This window comes from Paenibacillus sp. FSL W8-0194, from assembly GCF_037969745.1.
Taxonomy (GTDB): domain Bacteria; phylum Bacillota; class Bacilli; order Paenibacillales; family Paenibacillaceae; genus Paenibacillus_AQ; species Paenibacillus_AQ cookii.
This window is the reverse complement of sequence record NZ_CP150205.1, coordinates 1,056,048-1,076,515: the sequence shown is the minus strand read 5'-3', so window position 1 is coordinate 1,076,515 and position 20,468 is coordinate 1,056,048. Positions and strand designations below refer to the sequence as shown.

The following is a 20,468-nucleotide window of genomic DNA, read 5'->3' as shown; positions in this document are numbered from 1 at the left end:
TGGCTCGCCGTCGTTGCCGGTGGCCGGAACGGAATCCGCTTCGTCCATCAACAAAGCCGATGAACACGAAAAACACCCTGCAGCCGGACAACCGAAGGGCGGTCCGAGGTCTGCAGGGTGTGGATAAGGCCTGGTCAAAACTTATGATGATGTTGTTATTTCCCGTGACATTTCTTGTATTTCAATCCGCTTCCGCATGGGCAAGGTTCGTTTCTTCCGACTTTGGGAACGGTATTGTCGCTGTCGTCCACAAGTCTGACGAGCCCTTTCTCCGGATCGATGGCATTCATCGCACTCAGCTCAACCAGCGTATGACCGGCGTTGGCCCACATTCTCGTGTTGTTGTACACTTCCGCCAGCAGGGAAATGACGCGCTGCGCATGCACAGGCGTTTTGAACGGGATTTTATGGCGGTCAAACTGATTGATCAGCTCCTGCATCGGGGATTTCTGCACGCAAGCCCATTGGATGTCGTCAAGCAGATGTTCCACCCGCTCCGCGTCCTTGCACATATTGTTCAGCACAAAAGCCTGCAGCTCTTCAAGCTGCGGCGTCATCTCGAAGTAACCCATATCCGCGTAGCGGAGCAGCTCTTCTTTTTCCGGAACGTAAAACGGTTTATCGTCCAACCCTTTCGCCAGCTCGGCCAGCTTGTTTTCGTCCGCGCTGCCTGCGATCAGTCCGTTGTACAGAACGTCGCCCGCCAAAAGGATGTTTTGACCGCGACCGCCCATCTCGCCCGCGCAAGCCGCAAGCTCCTCTTTGGCGATCGACTCTTCATGCTGCGAATTATATACTTGAACAAGCTTGTCCAGCTTGATAACGCCATACAAATGAGCCGCGGCGGCGATATAATCGTAAACTTCCTGCTTCGAGCCGTGCTCTTTTTTCAATTCGGACAAGCCGATTTGCGATGCGGCCGCTTTGATTTCCTCCGGCATCAGCACATGCAGCTTGCCTTCGTTAAAGAAGCTGAATACCAGCCCGCGCTCCAGAAAATTCGCATAATGTCCGAAAGGCAGCGCATTATCCTGAATGGACAGCTCATTCATCACTTTTTCCAGAAGGGCCCATTCATCGGCATCCGTCGCCATCACGATCGGCCGCAGCTGCTCCGGATCGGTCAAATATGCTGAAAGAGCATCTGCAAGCTCTTCCTTCTTCATCTTGGAACGTCCGGAAATTTGATTGGCGGCAGCAAGCGAAGAAAGTCTTGATTTGGTCAGGCTTTGCAGAATTTCCGGCAAACGGTTCATCACGTCTCCAATGATGGCGTGCTGTATATTACGTTCTTCCATTTGTAACCTTGGGTCTTCCAACATTTACACCTCTTCCAGATTGATAAGCATGCAGGCAACGATTTTGCAAATCCAAAGAACCCTCTTCGGCATCGAGCGGCCGAAAACGTTTCATTCGTTTATAGATCGCACCCTGGAGCGTCTAAATCGCATGCCGCGGCAGCCGGGGCATGTGAATTTAGCCGCATCTTTAAACATTATACACTATTCGAGCCGTTTCATCTTCCATACCGAAAATTTTACAACATGCCGGCGAGGAGAAAAGCAACAAAAGCGCCCGGCCTCCGGAAGGCCGGGCAATATACGCTGCTATTCATGAAACGAAAGCTACACCATGATTTTACAAATATCGTTCGTAAATTCGACTGGGTCCTGGATCGGAAGCCCTTCGATCAGCAGCGCCTGGTTGTACAACAGGTTCGTATACAAGCCGAGCTTTTCGCGGTCTTTGTCAAAGGCTTCCTTCAAGGATTTGAACACGTCGTGCTGCACGTTGATCTCCAATATTTTGTCGGCCTTGATGCCTTCGCTGCTCGGCATCGCGCTCAGCACTTTTTCCATTTCGATCGAAAGCTCGCCTTCGGCGGACAAACATACCGGATGGGACTTCAGGCGTTTGGATGCCTTGACGTCCTTCACTTTGCCGGAAAGCAGTTCTTTCATCGCTTCGAACAGCTCCTTGTTCTCTTCCGCTTCGGCTTTGGACGCCTCTTCGTCCGCTTCGGACTCGATGCCGAGATCGCCGCTCGATACCGATTTGAACTCCTTCTCCTTGTAGTTCATCAGCATCTTGATCGCAAATTCGTCGATGTCGTCGGTAAAGTACAGAATTTCGTAACCTTTGTCAAGGACAAGCTCCGTTTGCGGCAGCTTCTCGATCCGCTCGACGGAGGTACCGGTAGCGTAATAGATATATTTTTGATCCTCAGGCATTCTCGACACGTATTCATCGAGCGTAACCAGCTTTTTCTCCTTCGAGGACGTGAACATCAGAAGATCGGACAACATGTCCTTGTTCATGCCGTAATCGTTGTATACCCCGAATTTAAGCTGCCGGCCGAACGCTTTGTAGAACGTTTCGTATTTCTCGCGTTCGTCCTTCAGGAGGGACAGGAGCTGGGATTTGATTTTGTTTTTGATGTTTTTGGCGATGAGCGTCAGCTGGCGGTCATGCTGCAGCATTTCGCGGGAGATGTTCAAGGACAGATCCTCGGAATCGACCATCCCTTTGACGAAGCTGAAGTAATCCGGCAGCAGGTCCGCGCATTTGTCCATGATGAGGACGCCGTTGGAATACAGCTCGAGGCCTTTTTCGTATTCCTTCGTGTAATAGTCGAAAGGCGTGCGTTCCGGAATGAACAAAATGGCGTTGTACACGACGGCGCCGTCCGCCTTGACGTGCACGTAGCTCAGCGGTTTGTCGAAGCCGTAGCGTTTTTCCGCGTAGAAATTCTCGTAATCTTCCTTCGTCAGCTCGCTTTTGTTTCGGCGCCAGATCGGCACCATGCTGTTGATCGTTTGCTCTTCCTTGTATTCCTCGAACTCGCCCTCGCCGCCTTCCTTCGGACGGCTTCCGCTTACTTCCATTTTGATCGGATAACGGATGAAGTCGGAATACTTCTTGATGATCGTTCTCAGGCGGTATTCCTCAAGAAATTCGTCGTACCGGTCGTCTTCGGTGTTTTGTTTGATTTTAAGAATGATTTCCGTCCCTACCGAATCCTTCTCGCAAGGTTCGATCGTGTAGCCGTCCGCGCCTTCGGATTCCCAGCGGTAAGCCTGGTCGCTGCCCAGCGCTTTGCTGATGACCGTTACCTTGTCGGCCACCATAAACGCGGAGTAAAAGCCGACGCCGAACTGGCCGATGATATTGTGCCCGTCCTTCGCTTCGTTTTCGTTCTTGAAGGCCAGCGATCCGCTTTTGGCGATGATCCCGAGGTTGTTTTCCAGTTCCTCCTGGGTCATGCCGATTCCCGTGTCCGCAATGGTGAGCGTGCGGCTGTCCTTGTCCGGCGTAATGCGGATATAATAATCTTCTTTATTGAAGACGATGTTGTCGTCGGTGAGAGCTTTGTAATAAATCTTGTCGATCGCGTCGCTGGCGTTGGAGATCAATTCCCTCAAAAAGATTTCCTTCTGCGTATAGATCGAGTGGATCATCATGTCCAGCAGCCGTTTCGATTCGGCTTTGAACTCTTTTTTGATCATGAGTCAGGCTCCTTTCGGCTCGATGGGTATGTTAGCACTCTCGCACAATGAGTGCTAATTCTTATTTTTATATATCACACCTTGAATTTCGAAGTCAATACATGAAGACGATTTCAAAGCCGGTGATCCTGGCTTTCGCCGATGCGCCCCCCCGTAGTGGTGCCCATCTGGCGCGAAACGGGCCGGCCGGCGCAAAATGACGGTGCAAATATAAAAACCCGCGAACTCGCGGGCTTGTGCCGTCTTTATTCCGGCGCGAACAGCTTCCTTAAATAATCGTTCAGGAAGAGGCCGTCCGGGTCCGCTTGCTTGCGAATCTCCCAAAACGCCTCCCACTTCGGGTACAGGCCTGCAAGTTCCCGCGCCGTGCGGGTATGCATTTTGCCCCAATGCGGTCGGCCGCCGTGTTTGCGGAAAATGTCCTCGACATCCCGGAAATAGGCCTCATGCTCCATCCCTTTGTACATATGCACGGCAATATACGCGGAATCGCGGCCGTAGGCCGGGCTGAGCCATATGTCGTCGCCTTTGACGTAGCGGCATTCGACCGGGAAATGCACCGCATGTTTTTTCGCCGCCACCTTGGCCCGGATTTCGCGGACAACTTCCTCCATCCGCTCCGCCGGCACGCTGCATTCCATTTCATTGAAACGCACGAGCCGCTGCGTGGCAAAAAGCTCATGGCTGTACGCCACGTTCTCGCCCGTAGGGACGAACCGCGCCGACAACCGGCTGACCGGCTTGCACAGTCCCGGCAGGATGCGGCAGCCTTCCGACATCATGCCGAAAAAGGCGTTTTCCATCACCAGCTGATTGACCTGCTGCCAAAACCGGCTTTCGGACGGCTTTTCATCCGTTTCATCCAACAGCTTCACCTGGACGGTATCGGTATGGGGGAACCAAAAAAATTCGAAATGGTCATGCTGGTCCCGGAGCTCTGCCAGCCTTTCGAAACATTCGTCCATGGACAGGCGCATGCTTCTATAGTGAAGCACCGTTCGGGGAACGACGCGGATGCGGACCTTCACCACGATCCCCAGCATCCCGAGCGAAACCTGAAGCGCCTTGAACAGCTCGCGGTTCTGTTCCTCGCTGCATGTCAGCAGCTCGCCGGACGCCGTCACTACCTGGGCTTCCAGCAGCTGCGTCGATAGAGAACCGAACCTTATTCCCGTTCCGTGCGTTCCGGTTCCGATCGCGCCCCCGATCGACTGGACGTCGATGTCGCCGAGGTTTTCCTGCGCCCAGCCCTGCTTGTGCAGCGCTTCGCTGATGTCCTTTAGTCTCGTCCCCGCCCAGATCCAGACGCTGCGCGTGCTTTCGTCCACCGGCTCGACGCCGGCCAGGTGGTCCAGCGAAAGCAGGACGTCCCCGGTCTCGACCAGCGGCGTAAAGGAATGGCCTGCCCCGATGACGCGGATGCCTTTGCCTTCCTTGGCGCAGGACTGGACCAAAGCCGCGATTTCATCGACCCCGGTCGGATACGCGACATGCCTTGGCATGGTGCGGACGGTTCCCGACCAGTTCCTCCATACCTTCCGGTTTTCGTTCAAAGAAAGCATTGTCCATCCCCCCGGTACGTCGTGATTTTTTCAACGATTTTGCCTTTCGATACGCCGTACAGATGATTGAACCGTTCGCATAACTCCCCGGCCTTCGCATGCCGGAAAAAAACCGGATCGCCCAGCATGAGCGGCTCCTCCCCTTCGTACTTTACGGGGGTTTGCACTTCCCCCGCGCCTTCCAGCGGCATCAGGGACGCGCCTGCCGGCAAATAAGGTTTCGGCAGCTTATCTTTGCCGGCGGCTCCCGAAGCCGTATATCCGCCCCCGAGACAGGTATACAACTGTTTGCTAGGCTGGCGCACGATTTCAACGGCGAAACCCGCCGAGGGCAGATAACGGAAATCTTTGTAATTGTCGAATAACGCCGGCGCAAAGAACCCGGAGCCGACCGTCACCTCCGTCACCGCTTCCTCCAGGACCGTCGTATGCAAGCTTCCCGTGCCGCCGCCGTTTACGAAACGCAGAGGCGCCCCCAACGCGTCTTCGATCATGGCGACCAGCGCCGCCCTTTTGCCTGCGACCTGCCGGACGGATCGCCGCTTCAGCGTTTGCACCAGCCTGTTTTTCGGGCCGCTGTTCGGATAATGGTCGCCTACCCCGGCAATTTGGGCTTCGTACCCCATGACGCCGTCCAGCATCACCATGCGGGAGGAGAGGATTCTCTCCACGACCGGCTCCGCCTCGGCAACGGTCCGGATCGGCGAGCGCCACACGCCGAAATGCAGCCCCGGAACGTCCATCGACATGTCCATGTCGAGACATACGGGGAAACGTACGCCATGCCTCGCCGCGATGCGTTCGAGATGCTCGATATGCGCGATCGAATCGACCATCAGCGTAACCGATTTGCCCCGGCGGATGAGCTCGGCCAGGCCGGACAGCGCGGACGGCTCCCACACGGGATAACCCATCACGATATCATCCAATCCCTGTTTTACCAGATATATGGCCTCCTGCGGCGAAAAGCACATCACTCCGCAAAAAACCGGGCTCCGATGAAGTATCCGCTTCAGCAAAGCGACGCTTCGGACCGACTTGGTGGCGATGCGCAGGTTTTTGGCGCCTGCCCGCTTCAGGATGTTCCGGATATTTTCGTCAAACAAATCCAGGTCCACGTAAGCGAAAGGTTTGGGAATGCCCTCAAACGCCTTTTTATAATAGGCATAACCGCGATCCATCTTCTCCCTCCTTCTGAAACGTCTGCCGGCGCGGGCAATAAAACCGGAAAATGGAACGAATGAATGGAAACAAACGTGAGACGCGGCGGATCGAAATTAAGAAAGCGCTGTCATTTCAAAAGAACAAATATGAGCTGCTACGTCTTATTAAGGGTATCTAAACGATATGTCCGTTAACTGGAAAATAGGCTTGCGGAGTCGTCGAAAATTGAGGTCGATCGATCAAGCGGTCATGTGGAAGCGAAAATGATTCTTGAGGCATGTAAATTATCCTTATTTTAGCGGAAAAGGAGAATGCGGGCAATCGGTTCTTTTCGCGTGCTTCCCGCCCGGCACCGGCCGCCCGGAAGTCACGAAGAAGCGGGCTTGCGAATAGGCTATTGCAGCAAACATACGAACCTGATTAGGAGCGATTGCAATGCCTCTTTACGAGCCTCCCGTTCAAGTGCGAACCCTTGCTTATGACGCCCCCGGCATCCGGATCCAATATCCCCAGGTCGCCGGACTGGCGAGCCCCCAAGCCGAGGAGCGAATCAACCGCGCGATCATCGGGCAGATCCAGGAAATGCAGCGAATTCAGCAGCATGTCCAGACCGGAAGCCACCCGCAAACGACCGGAAATTTCGAAATCAAAACGAACGAGCGCGGCATTCTCAGCCTGGTGCTCAGCAACTACACATACTCCGCTCCCATGGCCCACGGCTATACCGTTGCCAAGGGATTGACCTTCAATACCCGCACCGGCGCTTCTTACGCGCTGGCCGACCTGTTCCAGCCCGGCTCGAACTATCAAGCGAAGCTGACGTCGGAGATCAACGCCCAGATCCGCAAAAGGAACCTCCCCATGCTGGAAGGAACGACGGTAACGGTCCAGCCGACCCAGGATTATTATGTGGCCGATAAAACGCTCGTCGTGTTTTACCCGCAGTATTCGATTGCGCCCTATTATGCGGGGTTTCCGATGTTTCCGGTGTCGGTCTACGACCTGCAGAACATCGCTGCCGAAGAAGGACCGCTTACGGTGCTCGCGGCGGATATCGCTTAATGCGATAGCGGCAGCCCCGGCAGGGATGCACACACGCCAAAAAAGCCGCCCTATACCGCCGGAAACGGCGGTGCAGGCAGCTTTTGCAGGCGGCATCGGCTTTCAAGCTTCCATGAAACTGCGGTTATTTGACGCCATTATAGACGAAAGCTTTGATAATTTGGCGCTGCGACAAGAAAAACACGACGAGAATCGGCGCCACGAGAATCAGGTTGCCCGCCATCAAAATATTCCAGGTGCCCACGCCTTCGACCTCGCGGATTTTGGCAATGCCGATCGGCAGCGTTCTGGCGGTTTCGTTCGTCGTCATGACCAGCGGCCAGAAATAATCGTTCCAGTGGGCGATAAAGCTGAACAAGGCGAACGTGACAAGCACCGGCTTCACCATCGGCACCATGATCCGGACGATGATTTTCCACTCCGCCGCCTGATCCAGCCTTGCGGCTTCGATCAGCTCATCGGAAATTTGCCGGAACGCCTGCCGCAGCAGGAAGATGCCGAAGGCGCTTGACGCGAATGGCAAAATGAGGCCCAGATGGGTGTTGAGCAGCTTGAAGGCGCTCAGCTCCAAATAGACGGGCAGGAAGATCAATTGACTCGGAATCATCAGCGTCACCATGACGATGCTGAACAAAAAGCCCGATCCGGCAAACTTATATCTGGCAAACGCATAGGAAGCCGGAATGATCGTCAGCATTTGCAGCAAAAGGATGCTTACGGCGATGATGACGCTGTTCGTAATGTAATGCAGGAACGGCCCCGTGTTCCAGGCGTCGACGTAGTTTTTCCAGACGGGATTCCGCGGAATCCATTCCGGCGGAAATATCATCGTCTCCGGCAGCGTTTTGAGCGACGTGGACAGCATCCAGACAAACGGCAGGGCAAAAATGAGCACCAGCAGCAGAAGTCCGGCAGCGTTCGCAAGGCGGAGCACGACGTTCATGATCGTGCGCAGCAGAGCCCGTTTCGACCGGATCCCGTTCATGGGCGTGCCGGCGGCAGCCCGGATCGGGCCTTCGATGGCGCGGTTTGCGGCTTTCAAGCGTTACACCTCTTTCTTAACGGTAATGAACCCGGTTCGACAGCAGTTTGAAGTAGATGATCGTCAGGATGCCGACAATGACCAGCAAAATGACGCCTGCCGCGGAAGCATACCCGATTTTAAAGAACCGGAAGCCGTATTCGTAAATGTAGTACACGAGCGTGTTCGTGGAATTGACCGGCCCGCCCTGGGTCATGATGGCGATCGTTTCGAACACCTGGAAGGAACCGATCATGTTGATGATGACCAGGAAAAAGATCGTCGGCGACAGCATCGGCAAAATCAGCTTCGTAAACGTCGTCCACGGCCGGGAGCGGTCCAGGGAAGCCGCCTCGTAAATATCGGCGGGAATGCTCTGCAGACCGGCGATAAACACCAGCGTGTTGTACCCGATGCCTTTCCATACCGCGACGATGACCAGCGAGACGAGCGAGGTGCTCGGGTGCGACAGCCATTGCAGCTTTCCGAAGCCGAACAAGCCGATCACCCAATTGAGCAGCCCGTATTCCGGGTCCATCAGCCAGCTCCACAGCAGCGAAATGGACACGAGCGAAATGATATGCGGGCTGAAAATCGCCCCCTGCACGATGCCGTAAAAGAAATTGCCGCGGTTGAGCCACAAGGCCAGCAGCAGCGACAACGCCGTCGTCAGCGTAACCGTCAAAACCGTGTAAACGGTCGTATTGGAAAGCACCTGCATGAATTCCGGTTCGGACAACAAATCCACGAAATTTTGAATCCCGACGAACGTTTTCGTCGGACTGATGAAATTCCAGTCGTAGAAGCTCAAATAAATCATGTAGAAGATCGGATAAATAAAAAACAGCGAAAAAACGATGATGGCCGGAGCAACCATGCCGTAGGGACGAAGTTTATGCCAAACCGTCATACGATCGCGCCCCCGGCAATAAGTGCCCTCTCCTGCATCCCGGCCCCGTATATTCTGCCGCCGTCCGGGCCGAAATAATAAAGCTGGTCATGCGGAACCGCTACGGTTACCGCGTCCGCAGGCTCCAGCGGCCTCAGGAAGGTTTTGACGAAAAACGTTCCGGCATCCGAACGGATTTGGTAAATGTTCTCCGCGCCCAGGCTCTCGCGGGTCAGGATATCCCCTTTCAAGACAAGCCCTTCCACCGGGCGATCGGGGTTCAGCAGCCCCTGTTCGGGCCGGAAACCGATGAAACCGACCGGACGGTCCGAGCGGATGTTCAGACCTTTCATGCCCTGCATGTCGATGATATTCATCGCGGGCGTGCCGATAAATTGGGCGGTAAACAGGTTGGCCGGGTCCTGGTAAAGCTTCATCGGCGAATCCGCCTGCTGGATCGCTCCCTTGTTCATGACGACGATTTCGTCTCCCATCGACATCGCCTCCACCTGATCGTGGGTCACGTAGACGAATGTCGTGCCCAGCCGCTTGTGAAGCTGGATCAGCTCCGTCCGCATCTGATTGCGCAGCTTGGCGTCCAGATTGGAAAGCGGCTCGTCGAGAATGAATACCTTCGGCTTTTTCACCATGGCGCGCGCGAGCGCGACCCGTTGGCGCTGCCCGCCGGAAAGGCTTTGCGGCTTTTTGTCCAGGAAAGGGGCGAGCCCGACGATCTCGGAAATGTCCTTGACGAGCTTATCGCGCTCGTTTCGGGGCACGCCCCTGTTTTTCAGTCCGAACTCAATGTTGCCGCGGACGGTCATGGTCGGATACAGCGCATAGTTTTGGAATACCATGGCGACGTCCCGCATGCCGGGCGGCGTATCGTTCACGCACGTATCGTCGATCCAAATTTCTCCCCCGCTTTGCTTCTCCAGACCGGCAACCATGCGCAGCGTGGTCGATTTGCCGCAGCCCGAGGGTCCGACCAGCACCGTAAAAGAACCGTCTTTGATCTCCAGGTTCAAATCCTGAATCACCGTTTCATCCTTGAATGTTTTGCTGATTCCTTTTAGCAGGATTCGTGCCATACATGCATCTCCTCCTTCGTTTTCCGCTTGTTCAGGGCACGCAAGAGCCATTCCAGTTCGTCAAGCGTCGTCAGCCGCACATCCCATGCCTCGGCGTCGCGGCTTGGATACGGGGAAATGAAGCAGGTTCTGCCCCCGATCCGCTTCGCCGGATGCAAATCGTTCCACGGGTTGTCGCCGACCGACAAAATCTCATCCGCTTGGTATCCCTGCCGCAGCAAGGAAGCCAAATAAGCGTCCAACCCCGCCGGCTTTCCCGCCCCGCAGCAAATTTCATCGAAAACATGCCCGATTCGCATAAACTCCAGAAATTCGGCGCCCGATGCCTGATGGGTATTGGTCATGAGCACCCTTTTTTTCACGCCGAGCTCTCCGATCGCCTGCATCAAACCGCCGTGAACCTCGAAGCGGTGCGGAGCAGCCAGCATTTCTCGACGCACTCTGTTAAAAGCTTCGTCCAGCTTCATGGCCGGCAGCTTGTATTTATGGCTGAACATGGCCGCAATGCACCACGGATCGCCGAGATGAAGCAGTTCCCCGTCCAGGATCGAATCGAATTTGTAAACTTTTTTGCGCATCGGGACGGATGAACCGTCCCATGCATATCCCCGTGCCAATCCGTCCTCCAGCCGAACGACCAGGAGATCGTCCTTCAGATGGTAAAAGTGGCCGAACCCGAAAAAATGCTCCCCGGACCGGATCGCTTTTCCCATGCTTATGGCCGCCTCCGTATCCGCTTCATGCTCCGTTCCTTCGAGCAGATATCGGATATACCGCTCCATGAAGGTATCTTCCTGATACAACGTGCCGTCCATATCGAAAATAACGACCTTGATCTTTCCCAACCAGTTGTCTTCCGTCATACCGGACATGTTCCTTTCTATTTGCCGAGCAGTTTGTTTGCTTTTTCAGCCGCTTCATTGAGCGCGTCCTGCGGGGTCGTCTTCGGATCGATGATCGCCTTTTCGATCGCATCGCCCAAAATGTCCGCCACTTCCGGATAAGCGTTCTCCATCGGGCGCGGTCTTGCGTATTGAAGCTGGTCGACGGCTACCTTGTACTGCGGATATTGCTTAAAGTGTTCCTGCAGCTCTTCGCTTTCGACCGCGGACGTGCGCGTCGGCAAGTAACCGACGTGTTTGTGCTGGTAAATCGTGTTTTCTTTGGAGGTCATCCACTTGATAAACTCCCATGCCGCTTCCTTCTCTTCGGGTTTGCTCTTCGAGGTCATGACAAGCTGGCAGCCGCCGGTCGGAACGCCGTAATCCTTGTTGGCGGGCATGAACGCCGTTTGCAGCTCAAAGCCGTTGCCCTGGGCGATTTCCAGGCTCTCCGCCACGCCTGCGGTCGAACCGAACTTGAAGGCGGAAATTTGGTTCGCCCAATCCTTGTCCGCGGTCGCTCCGGCCTCATCGCCGACCGGCATTTTGATCAGGCCTTCGCTGGAGAGCTTTTTCCAAAACTCGACCGCCGCGACTCCCGGCGCTTCGTTGAAAGCCGCTTTTTTGCCGTCCTCGCTTAACATCTGCCCGCCGCTTTGGGCCACCAGCGCTTCGTAAAACCAGATATCCACCGGAACCGTCATGCCGAACTTGCCTTTTGCCTTCAGCACGCGCGAGTATTCCTCCAGCTCCTGCCACGTTTTCGGGCCGGCAGGGTCCAACCCGGCGTCTTTCAGCATCGTCACGTTTTTATACATAATCGGGGTGCTGCGCATAAAAGGAAGCCCGTACAGCTTGCCGTTGACGTAGGCGTTCCCCATCAAACCCGGAATAAAATCGTCCAGCTTGACCTGATCCTTATCCTTTTCCACGTACGGCGTCAGCTCTTCCAGCATGCCGGAATTGGCGAACACGCCGGTCGAAGCGATCTCGAGATCCGTCACGGCCGGGGCGTTGCCCGCGGCAAACGCGGCCTGCACTTTGGCATGAAGATCGTCGTATTTGCCTTGATGTTCGGCCACGACCTCGTATTTGTCCTGCGATTCGTTAAAGGTTTTGACCATGTGCAGCTTCGCTTCCTCGATTTTGTCCCCGTAGGCGTACCAGTATTTGATGACCACCTTTTTGGCCGGCGCAGCCGCTTCAGCTTTCCCTTCGACTTCGGCCGCATCGCCTCCGCCCGAACCGCAGCCCGCCAAAGACACCGCCATCAACGCCGCAAGCGTAAAAGCCGTTACCTTCTTCTTGAACACAGTCATTCCTCCACCCTTTTTTTGTAAAATCAGGCCGGAAGTAGCAAAAAGAAACCCGAAAAACGAACGGCAACATGCGCCAGCCGCAGCAGATCAGGTTTCTCCAAGACTCCAACCGGTTTATTTACTTGTCGATACCAGATTAATGGACAACTGTTAAATCTGTTCCCGCGATGCATTAATTTTCGGTCAAATTTCGTTCCGGTATGCCCCACAGCTCCGGCCGGGAAGAAGAAATGGCGGTTGCGCCATGGTTCAGGCAGGCTTCGGCGTGCGCTTCTTCGTACAATAAGCCTCCCGTAATGATGGGGAGCGACGTAAAAGACTTCACCTTGCAGATGATGTCCGGAATCCGGGCAGGCATCAGTTCGATGATATCCGGTTCGGTTTGCGAGAGGCTTTTGGCGATGTTGTCCAGCCCTTCGCTGTCGACGAGAAAAAAACGCTGGATGGTGATCAGCCCCATTTTTTTCGCGTTTTTGACGATGTTCGTTTTGGTAGAAATCACCCCGGACGGCCGGATGCTTTTAGCCAAATATTCCAGGCCGTAGCGGTCGGTGCTGAGACCGCCGATTTTCTCCAGATGCATAAACACGGGCAGGCCGTGCTCCTTGAATACGTTGACGTACCCTTTGACGACGCCGATATGCCCCATCAGCAGAAAAACGCCGCTCAGCTGATCCCGCCGGCGAAGGGCCAGCTCGATATGCCGAGGATCTTTGATGGAAGCGATGCGTTTATGTTTTTCGAGCCCCCGGCAAAAATCCTCCTTGGTGATCGCATCCTTCATTGCTGCAGCCTCCTTGGTTCCATTTGCAATTAGCGTCATCATTTCGCTTGTCGACGGCTTTTTTCAGTCCTTGTCCCTTCCCATCCATCGTACGCGTTAAAGGTTTCCTTAAGGTAAAATGAGGCTCATCGTTTTGTAAACGTTGGCAGGCAAAAACTTAAGGCTCGGGGAGCGGATCGCGAAAAAAGCCAACGTTTGAGGGGCGTCCTGCCTCCGCACGGTTGGCCCATGGTCAAAGGGGCCGTCGACGCCCCTCGTCAAAAAGCCCGGAAGGTACGCCTTCCGGGCTTTGGCTATCCAATATATACAACGGCTCCGCCGCGCCTGTATGCCTTCGGCAGTTCCGCTTCAAGCAGCTCCAGCCTGCGCAGCATATGCTCCAGATCATCCCCGTGCATGTTGGCCCGCGCCCATTCCTTTAACCGGGAGACTTCGCCCAAAACCGCGGGAACGTCCTCCTGCTCCACATCCACGCCGTTCTCGAACAACGCCAGCCACTGAAGGTCCAGATCCGCGATGGCCGGCACCCAATATTGCCGATAAAACGACTCCGTCGCGACCGGAATCGTAAAGGAACGCTCGAAATCGTCCACGGGATCCACGATAAAAACCGCGATCGACATTTTATTTCACTCCAAACCGTATCGAAAATGTATAATCCGGAAATTCCTGCCGTAGCCGGTTCAAGCTGTTCTCCGCCGCCTCCCGCAGCGCCGGCGAGTCCCCGTCCAGCTGAAACTCGAAACGCCGGATGCCCCTGATTTGCTCAAGCGTCGGGATTTCCGCCGTTCCGTCCGGCGTCGCCCGCGTTCCCGCCGCTTTTTGAAGATTGTGGATCCGCACCTTCGTTTTCTGGTACAGCTGTTTATCCGTAAACTGCTGCGGCGTCTGCTGCGGTTTGCCCGTTTTCGGGTGGATGCGGTCGAGCCCCTCGGCCGACTTCGCTTCATAGAAAACGCCCCTATCCAAATCGATCCCGTCGATTTCCCCAAGCGGAGAATTCCGGCTGTCGTACAGCTCAACGCCGCGGTATTTCGCTTTGCTCCAGTGAACGTAATCGTCCGCATCGCCGCGCGGCGGATTCTCTTCGGGTTCCTGCCCGGACGGCCGTTCCTTTCCTTCAGGCTTGCGCCCCGGCTTCTTCCGCTTCTTCAGCAGCTTCTCCAGCCATTCCTTCAGCTTGCGCCCGCCCCGTTTGCCGAAGCTTTCGGCCAGCCGGCCGAACGGAACCCGGCTGAGCGCCAACGCCAGCAGCGCGGAAATGGCATGCTCGGGCGTAAGCAGCCGCTTGGGATCGCGGATGTTTTTGGCGATTTCATGCCCGCCGGCCGGAAGGCTGGCGGCCGTCAAGGCGATGCCGAGCGCCGGCCAGAAGCCGACGAACAGCAGCGACAAGGCAAACGCGCCCAGCACGATCGCGCCCTTTTCCCAAAAACCGAGGCGGTCCCACCAATTTTGCAGCGAATCGAACATGCAGGAAAAGCACGCGGAATCCGCAGGTTGAACATGCGCCTGCCCATAAGCGGCGAATCCCGCCAGCCCGGCAAGCAGGAAAAGCATCACGGCAACGCCGGCGGCCGCCCGGAAATGCTTCAGCATGTCGTCCTGCAGACGCCCGCGGATCGACCGGGCCTCATCGTTTCCGTAAAGCAGCGAAAAACCCATTTCCCTTCGTTCGCGGGTCCATGACATGACGCTTGCGAACCGTTCCCTGCGGGTGAGGAGTGCCTCCAGCATGTACCACAGCTCCGATACCGGAGTAATCATCCGTTCCCTCTCCATGCGGGGCAGCCGGCTTTTGACCCGGTTCAAGGCAACGTAATCCAGAATCAGCGCCAGAGCCAGCAGCGTCAGGAAAACGCCTTTCGTCCGGTATCCGCTGCCGGTCCAATCGCTGAGCTTCATCAACCACGCGGGCAAGGAATTCTGTCCATTATAAGCGGCGTGTTCCAGAATGGACCAGGCCAGCAGCAGCGCAGGCAAAGCAAAAATGGCGCCGCCAAGCCGTTTGCGGCAACGGACGGCGAGCCCGATGCCAAGCGTGATCATGCCGGTGTGCACGGGATGGCTGACCGACATGATCGTCGGGAAAATGCTCTCCTCAAAACGCCCGGGGAATAAAGTCCAAACATCCCAATGGATCGTCTCTCCCCCGAGCAGCGTCGTGCTGTAGCCATACGTCCGCCCGATGATGCCCGAATTCAGCCAACGGCGGGCAAGCTCCTCCATCAGCTGAAAGCCGGCGCCGGCCCCCGCCCCCGCAAGCGCGTAATCCGCCAGGCTCATGGAGGTGGCGCGGCGCGAGAAAAGCAAAAACAACCCCAGCGGCGCAAGCTTCCATATTTCTTCCGCGATCGGAGTCAGCACCGCCTGAGACCAGGTGTCCCTCGTGCTTCCGCCGAATATGCCGTGAGCCGCGAGCAGCGTCAGCGCCGTCAGCGGAATGACAAGAAAGACGCCCAGCAGCATAAACAGCGCCGTTTGCTTCCAGGCCAACGTTTTGCTGCGGCACAACAACCAGAATTGAAGCATCACGTAAAAGGACCACAAGTACTGAACCAGCATCGTGCGCGAATCCCGGTACAAAAACAAGCCGACGATCCACGTCAGCAGCGATATCCAGCACCAGATGGCATACAAGGTTCCGAGCCAGGGGTAACGCCGCCGTATTCCGCATAACCATCGATATCCCGCTTCCGCGGCGTCCCGGATCCCGCATCGGATCCGCCAGACCGTTTCCGTAACAACCGCCTCCTTTGCCGTAATCCAGCTATTCATGGGCAGCAGTGCTCTCTCCAAATCATACCCGATGTTGCGCCGTTCATGACACAGGAAATGGTTCGATTTATAAAAACTGGACTTTATTCCTCCAACAAACGAACTACGCGAGGCCGCACCGGTTCGTTCGGACCGGAAACAAGGCGATAGGCGGCCGGCCTGCGCTCCTTTGCGCGTTTAGCGGCCAAAAGCGAAAAAACGCCAGCAACAAAATAGCGGCCCATGTTTGGCTGGGCCGCTATTTTCCTCGTATCTCTATTTTTGCCCGAATCGCCGTTACTGCCGAATGAACCCTTTTTCTTCGGCATGGCGACGGGGCTATGCCACCTTTTATTTCAAAATCTCCTCGATGCGGTTCAATACGTCTTCGCTCAGTTCGACGCCGGAAGCTTTCGCGTTTTCCGTGACCTGCTCCGGACGGCTGGCGCCAACGAGCGCGCTCGCCACGTTGCCGCTCCGCAAAACCCAGGCCAGCGCCAGGTTGCCCACGGAAATGCCCAGCTCCTTGGCGATGCCTTCAAGCTGTTTGACTTGATTGATTTTTTCTTCCGTGATGCCTTTGCGCATCCATTCGAGCCTTGCCGCGCGGCTGTCCTGCGGAATGTCCGAGGCCGAGGTGTATTTGCCCGTCAGCAGGCCTTGCGCCAGCGGCGAAAATACCACCTGCCCGATGCCGGAACGCTCGCAGAGCGGCATGATTTCTTTTTCGATGTAACGGTGGAACATATTGTACTGCGGCTGATTGACCACGATGCGGTCCAGCAAATAACGGTCGGCTACGCCCAGCGCTTCCGCGATTTGCGAGGCCTGCCATTCGCTGACGCCCGCGTACAGCACTTTGCCTTGGCGGATCAAATCGTCGATCGCGCGCAGCGTTTCCTCCAGAGGCGTTTCGGGATCATGGCGGTGGCAGTAGAAAATGTCCACATAGTCATGCTTCAAACGCTTCAAGCTGGCATGGACCTGCTCCGTAATATGCTTGCGGGACAAACCGCGGTCGTTCGGACCGTCTCCCATCGGCCAAAACGCTTTCGTGGCGAGCACGTACGACTCGCGCGGATACGCTTTCAATGCTTCGCCTACCAGCTCTTCCGCCGCGCCTTTTTCATAAACGTTTGCCGTATCGAAAAAATTGATGCCCAGATCATATGCCGTTTTGATCGAATGGACCGCATTTTCGCGTTCCACGTAACCGCCGTATGTAAGCCAGCTTCCCAAGCTGATTTCGCTCACTTTCAGGCCGCTTCCGCCTAATCTCCGGTATTTCATGTTCCATTCCTCCTCGAGATCGTTCTGGTTACATTCCCCATTCTATAAAAGTTCGTATCCGATTTAAAGAAGTGAAATGTTTTTCACTTAATTATACGGAGGATATCTAGTATACTTTAATATAGTAGATATCCATGGGAGGTGAACCTTGTGACGACAACGAAAAAGGCCAGCAGCTATATCCCGAAAAATCCGGAATTCATCGAATGCAACATCGAAAAAACGCTGGACGTGCTGGGCGGCAAATGGGCTTTTCTCGTCATCCGCGAGCTGTTTTGCGGAACGCTCCGGTTCGGCGAGCTGCAGCGCCGGATCCCCAGCGTGAGTCCCCGGGCGCTGACAAGCACGCTGCGCCACCTCGAAGAGCAGGGGGTGCTGGAGCGCAAAGTGTTCCCGACGGTGCCGGTGACGGTGGAATATACGCTCACTCCAAAGGGGCAGGATTTGCACGGCATTTGCCATCAAATGAAGCTTTGGGCGGCGCGGTGGACTTAAAAGCCGCGCCCCAGCGGATTGCTCTTCATACCAAAAAAGCGCAGCCGGTATCGGTGCGCTCTTCTGTGAATCGAGGTTCCGTAAACTGAGATGCGGAAGCATCCTCTTATTTCCCATTATACTCCGCGTTGGCTTGATCCAGCATGGACTTCCAGTCTGTGAAGTCGGTCTCTCTGAAGATATGCCGATCAAACAGCTCGTCAGGGATGTTGTCGATGTCTTCATACGTCTGGATTTGGAAGCTGCCCTTCTCTACAAACTCCCCAAAACTGTTGAAAGAAGAATGCTTCCGCATAAACGACGCATTAAACAATTCGTTCAGCGGTACATGATTCGGATCTTCCTGAACCATTTTTTGGCCTTGCAGCTCTTTTAGCAGATCGTCAAATGACATTGGTTTATGCTTTCTCAGAATACCACTCCTTATATAGGTCCATCGCCTGTGGCTTCACCGGTTTTTTTCGTCCCCTTACTGGTATAAGGCTTCGGGGCGCTTTTGATCCGGCGGGCTTTAGCATCCCAGCGGGTCCAGCCTTTCTTGCCCGTTCCCCTGCCTGTTCCGCCCTTGCCTTTTGATTTGCTCAAGTGATCACTCCGTTACCGTATAGTGTTCTTGGTATAGTCATATCCAATTCCGCTGATGAATGAACCAGCATGTTGAAATATACACCACTATGGTCCATATGTACATGATACGCACGGAAAGCGAATCATCGGACCTATTCTAATTCATGTTAACCTATTTGACTAATTTTTCCCAGCATGTTATTTTATTTTTGAACTGACCAGTCAGATTAACGGATTGATTTTGCAGGAAAGGTAGATTGAGCTTGAGCAAAGACAAAATTATACGCGCCGCCATCGAAGTGTTTTCCGAAAACGGCTACCACCGCGCCAGCATGGATGAAATCGCCTTGAGGGCCCAAGTGGCCAAAGGAACGCTGTATTATAACTTTCCGGGGAAGTCCGAACTGTTTAAAACGATCGTCAAGCAAGGCTTCGAGGATATCATGCAGCGGACCCAGGCCGACCTGTGCGCCCCCCTTCCGATCAAGGAGCAGATTTTGCGGGTCATCCGCCATCATCTGGATTTTTTTCTGGAATCGCGCCATTTTTCGCATATCGTGTTCAACGAGCTGTCAAACGGGATCGAGCAGGATGTCCTGGATGAGCTGAAGCAGCTCCGGCGGGAGCATCTCCGCTTTTTGGCGTCCATCTTGGAGGAAGGCCAATGCGAAGGGAACCTGATCCGCGACGTGGATGCGAATTTGGCGGCGGCAAGCATCGTCGGCACGCTGGAAAGCACCTGCAACTATTACCTGAGCCATCCGGACGAATATTCCCGCGATGATCTGGAGCATTTTGTCTTTACCATGGTAACGAAAGGCCTGTTTATCTCGATCGATTAGCCAGGCCTTCTTTTTTAAGGGTTTAAAACTGACCAGTCAGTTCAAAAAATCTTCAAAAGAAAGCGACGGTGTTACGCATGGAATGGAATGAAAACGGTCTGCTGCCTTTGGATTGGTTTAAGCAAATGCGCAACGGCTCTCCTGTCGTTCAGTCCGAAGGGACTGGACTTTGGAGCGTTTTTAAGTACGAGGACGTTAAATACGTCTTCACGAATTACGAAATCTTCTCTTCCCAAGGGTCCCCGTCGTCGGAAGATCCGCTCGAATCGAGCATCTTGCGCCAGGACCCGCCGAAGCACCGTCAGCTGCGCAAGCTGGTTTCGCAGGCGTTCACCCCGCGCGTGGTCGAATCCCTTGCCCCGAAAATCCAAGCGATCACGGACGCCCTTCTTGACGAAGCCGAACAAAAGGGCCGGATGGATGCGATCGCGGATTTGGCCAGCCCGCTCCCGATCACCGTCATCGCCGAAATGCTCGGGGTATCGATGGAACACAGGGAGAAGTTCAAGGAATGGTCGGACGCCCTCGTCGGCGACCATCCCGAAGCCTATTACGCCTGCCAGCGGGAGATGAGCGCCTATTTTGCGGACATCGCCGAAGACCGCAGGCGGCATCCGCAGGACGATTTGATCACCAAGCTGGTGCAGGCACGCATCGAAAACGAGCATTTGACCGATATGGAGATCATCGGGTTTTGCATCCTGCTGCTCGTGGCCGGCAACGAAACGACGACCAACCTGATCGCCTCCGCCATGCTGGCCGTCGACAGTCTCCCGGAGGTGCGCTCGCAGCTGCTTGAAGACCCCGGATTGATTCCGGGCGCCATCGAGGAAACGTTCCGTTATTTCTCCCCGGTGCAGCTCATGTTCCGTCAAGTGAAGCAGGATACGGAGCTGCGCGGGCAAAAGCTGAAGCAGGGACAATTCGTCCACATCTGGATGGCATCGGCGAACCATGATGAAGAAGTGTTCGAGCACCCGGAACAATTCAACATTCACCGGAATCCGAATCCGCATCTGGGTCTGGGCAGCGGCATCCACTACTGCCTCGGTTCGCAGCTCGCCCGGATGGAATCGAAAATCGCCATCGAAACGCTGCTGAGGCGCTTCCCGGATTTCCGCCGCGACCGTTCGGCGGCGCTCGTGCGCCAGGAAAGCACGATGATGTTTGCGCTGAAGGAGCTGCCGGTGATTTTGAAATGACGCGGTCCGAGAGGGCACTCATATTTTTCATATAAA

The 20,468-nt window shown here is 55.1% G+C and carries 19 protein-coding genes; 4 read left to right on the top strand and 15 right to left on the bottom strand.

Annotated elements, in window-relative coordinates:
- Window positions 1-155 precede the first annotated feature (155 nt).
- The 4 genes from MKY58_RS04525 to MKY58_RS04510 form a co-directional block, all read right to left on the bottom strand.
- Window positions 156-1,298: an SEC-C metal-binding domain-containing protein gene (locus MKY58_RS04525; RefSeq protein ID WP_339323639.1), complete on the bottom strand. Its 1,143-nt coding sequence runs from the start codon at window positions 1,296-1,298 to the stop codon at window positions 156-158.
- A 327-nt stretch (window positions 1,299-1,625) separates the two neighbouring features.
- Window positions 1,626-3,506, bottom strand: coding sequence for a molecular chaperone HtpG (gene htpG, locus MKY58_RS04520; RefSeq protein ID WP_339323638.1), 1,881 nt, complete (start codon window positions 3,504-3,506; stop codon window positions 1,626-1,628).
- Between the two features lie 245 nt (window positions 3,507-3,751).
- Window positions 3,752-5,068 (bottom strand): D-arabinono-1,4-lactone oxidase, encoded by a 1,317-nt coding sequence (locus tag MKY58_RS04515; RefSeq protein WP_339323637.1) that lies wholly within the window; start codon window positions 5,066-5,068, stop codon window positions 3,752-3,754.
- Window positions 5,056-6,249: an amino acid deaminase/aldolase gene (locus MKY58_RS04510; RefSeq protein WP_339323636.1), complete on the bottom strand. Its 1,194-nt coding sequence runs from the start codon at window positions 6,247-6,249 to the stop codon at window positions 5,056-5,058. The genes MKY58_RS04515 and MKY58_RS04510 overlap by 13 nt, the downstream gene beginning before the upstream one ends.
- A 418-nt stretch (window positions 6,250-6,667) precedes the next feature.
- On the opposite strand from MKY58_RS04510, the gene MKY58_RS04505 reads away from it, so the two are divergent.
- Complete coding sequence (locus MKY58_RS04505) at window positions 6,668-7,294, top strand: DUF3298 domain-containing protein (protein ID WP_339323635.1); 627 nt, start codon at window positions 6,668-6,670, stop codon at window positions 7,292-7,294.
- Window positions 7,295-7,418: 124 nt separating this feature from the next.
- On the opposite strand, the gene MKY58_RS04500 is transcribed toward MKY58_RS04505, so the two are convergent.
- From MKY58_RS04500 to MKY58_RS04460, 9 genes are all read right to left on the bottom strand, one after another.
- Window positions 7,419-8,237 (bottom strand): carbohydrate ABC transporter permease, encoded by an 819-nt coding sequence (locus MKY58_RS04500; RefSeq protein WP_339325051.1) that lies wholly within the window; start codon window positions 8,235-8,237, stop codon window positions 7,419-7,421.
- A gap of 115 nt (window positions 8,238-8,352) precedes the next feature.
- Window positions 8,353-9,225, bottom strand: a complete 873-nt coding sequence (locus MKY58_RS04495; RefSeq protein WP_339323634.1) for a sugar ABC transporter permease — start codon at window positions 9,223-9,225, stop codon at window positions 8,353-8,355.
- Window positions 9,222-10,295, bottom strand: a complete 1,074-nt coding sequence (locus MKY58_RS04490; protein WP_212952397.1) for an ABC transporter ATP-binding protein — start codon at window positions 10,293-10,295, stop codon at window positions 9,222-9,224. The genes MKY58_RS04495 and MKY58_RS04490 overlap by 4 nt, the downstream gene beginning before the upstream one ends.
- Entirely contained in the window at window positions 10,277-11,158 is an 882-nt protein-coding gene (locus MKY58_RS04485; protein ID WP_339323633.1) for an HAD family hydrolase, read from the bottom strand. The genes MKY58_RS04490 and MKY58_RS04485 overlap by 19 nt, the downstream gene beginning before the upstream one ends.
- A 17-nt stretch (window positions 11,159-11,175) precedes the next feature.
- Window positions 11,176-12,489 (bottom strand): ABC transporter substrate-binding protein, encoded by a 1,314-nt coding sequence (locus MKY58_RS04480; protein WP_246537234.1) that lies wholly within the window; start codon window positions 12,487-12,489, stop codon window positions 11,176-11,178.
- A 178-nt stretch (window positions 12,490-12,667) separates the two neighbouring features.
- Window positions 12,668-13,279 carry a glycerol-3-phosphate responsive antiterminator gene (locus tag MKY58_RS04475; protein WP_339323632.1) on the bottom strand — a complete coding sequence of 204 codons (612 nt, stop codon included), beginning with the start codon at window positions 13,277-13,279 and terminating at the stop codon, window positions 12,668-12,670.
- Between the two features lie 293 nt (window positions 13,280-13,572).
- On the bottom strand, window positions 13,573-13,902 hold the full coding sequence (locus tag MKY58_RS04470) for a hypothetical protein (protein WP_036713407.1): 330 nt from the start codon (window positions 13,900-13,902) through the stop codon (window positions 13,573-13,575).
- Window position 13,903: 1 nt separating this feature from the next.
- Complete coding sequence (locus MKY58_RS04465) at window positions 13,904-16,057, bottom strand: PrsW family glutamic-type intramembrane protease (protein ID WP_339323631.1); 2,154 nt, start codon at window positions 16,055-16,057, stop codon at window positions 13,904-13,906.
- Window positions 16,058-16,387: 330 nt separating this feature from the next.
- Complete coding sequence (locus MKY58_RS04460; RefSeq protein WP_339323630.1) at window positions 16,388-17,326, bottom strand: aldo/keto reductase family protein; 939 nt, start codon at window positions 17,324-17,326, stop codon at window positions 16,388-16,390.
- 150 nt (window positions 17,327-17,476) lie between these two features.
- On the opposite strand from MKY58_RS04460, the gene MKY58_RS04455 reads away from it, so the two are divergent.
- On the top strand, window positions 17,477-17,821 hold the full coding sequence (locus MKY58_RS04455) for a helix-turn-helix domain-containing protein (protein ID WP_036713408.1): 345 nt from the start codon (window positions 17,477-17,479) through the stop codon (window positions 17,819-17,821).
- Window positions 17,822-17,927: 106 nt separating this feature from the next.
- Here the strand turns inward: MKY58_RS04455 and MKY58_RS04450 are convergent, their stop codons facing one another.
- Window positions 17,928-18,215 (bottom strand): hypothetical protein, encoded by a 288-nt coding sequence (locus MKY58_RS04450; protein WP_036713409.1) that lies wholly within the window; start codon window positions 18,213-18,215, stop codon window positions 17,928-17,930.
- A gap of 29 nt (window positions 18,216-18,244) precedes the next feature.
- Window positions 18,245-18,406: a DUF3934 family protein gene (locus MKY58_RS04445; protein WP_081992626.1), complete on the bottom strand. Its 162-nt coding sequence runs from the start codon at window positions 18,404-18,406 to the stop codon at window positions 18,245-18,247.
- 245 nt (window positions 18,407-18,651) lie between these two features.
- On the opposite strand from MKY58_RS04445, the gene MKY58_RS04440 reads away from it, so the two are divergent.
- Entirely contained in the window at window positions 18,652-19,230 is a 579-nt protein-coding gene (locus MKY58_RS04440) for a TetR/AcrR family transcriptional regulator (protein ID WP_036713423.1), read from the top strand.
- 77 nt (window positions 19,231-19,307) lie between these two features.
- Window positions 19,308-20,432 (top strand): cytochrome P450, encoded by a 1,125-nt coding sequence (locus MKY58_RS04435; protein ID WP_339323629.1) that lies wholly within the window; start codon window positions 19,308-19,310, stop codon window positions 20,430-20,432.
- Window positions 20,433-20,468 lie beyond the last annotated feature (36 nt).

What these genes read in the sequence shown, in the direction of transcription:
- MKY58_RS04490 (WP_212952397.1), bottom strand. Translation starts at nt 10,295, where the DNA reads ATGGCACGAATCCTGCTAAAAGGAATCAGCAAAACATTCAAGGATGAA.
- MKY58_RS04500 (WP_339325051.1), bottom strand. Translation starts at nt 8,237, where the DNA reads ATGAACGTCGTGCTCCGCCTTGCGAACGCTGCCGGACTTCTGCTGCTG.
- MKY58_RS04435 (WP_339323629.1), top strand. Translation starts at nt 19,308, where the DNA reads ATGGAATGGAATGAAAACGGTCTGCTGCCTTTGGATTGGTTTAAGCAA.
- MKY58_RS04475 (WP_339323632.1), bottom strand. Translation starts at nt 13,279, where the DNA reads ATGAAGGATGCGATCACCAAGGAGGATTTTTGCCGGGGGCTCGAAAAA.
- MKY58_RS04450 (WP_036713409.1), bottom strand. Translation starts at nt 18,215, where the DNA reads ATGTCATTTGACGATCTGCTAAAAGAGCTGCAAGGCCAAAAAATGGTT.
- htpG (WP_339323638.1), bottom strand. Translation starts at nt 3,506, where the DNA reads ATGATCAAAAAAGAGTTCAAAGCCGAATCGAAACGGCTGCTGGACATG.
- MKY58_RS04460 (WP_339323630.1), bottom strand. Translation starts at nt 17,326, where the DNA reads ATGAAATACCGGAGATTAGGCGGAAGCGGCCTGAAAGTGAGCGAAATC.
- MKY58_RS04495 (WP_339323634.1), bottom strand. Translation starts at nt 9,225, where the DNA reads ATGACGGTTTGGCATAAACTTCGTCCCTACGGCATGGTTGCTCCGGCC.
- MKY58_RS04510 (WP_339323636.1), bottom strand. Translation starts at nt 6,249, where the DNA reads ATGGATCGCGGTTATGCCTATTATAAAAAGGCGTTTGAGGGCATTCCC.
- MKY58_RS04505 (WP_339323635.1), top strand. Translation starts at nt 6,668, where the DNA reads ATGCCTCTTTACGAGCCTCCCGTTCAAGTGCGAACCCTTGCTTATGAC.
- MKY58_RS04465 (WP_339323631.1), bottom strand. Translation starts at nt 16,057, where the DNA reads ATGAATAGCTGGATTACGGCAAAGGAGGCGGTTGTTACGGAAACGGTC.
- MKY58_RS04515 (WP_339323637.1), bottom strand. Translation starts at nt 5,068, where the DNA reads ATGCTTTCTTTGAACGAAAACCGGAAGGTATGGAGGAACTGGTCGGGA.
- MKY58_RS04470 (WP_036713407.1), bottom strand. Translation starts at nt 13,902, where the DNA reads ATGTCGATCGCGGTTTTTATCGTGGATCCCGTGGACGATTTCGAGCGT.
- MKY58_RS04485 (WP_339323633.1), bottom strand. Translation starts at nt 11,158, where the DNA reads ATGACGGAAGACAACTGGTTGGGAAAGATCAAGGTCGTTATTTTCGAT.
- MKY58_RS04525 (WP_339323639.1), bottom strand. Translation starts at nt 1,298, where the DNA reads ATGGAAGAACGTAATATACAGCACGCCATCATTGGAGACGTGATGAAC.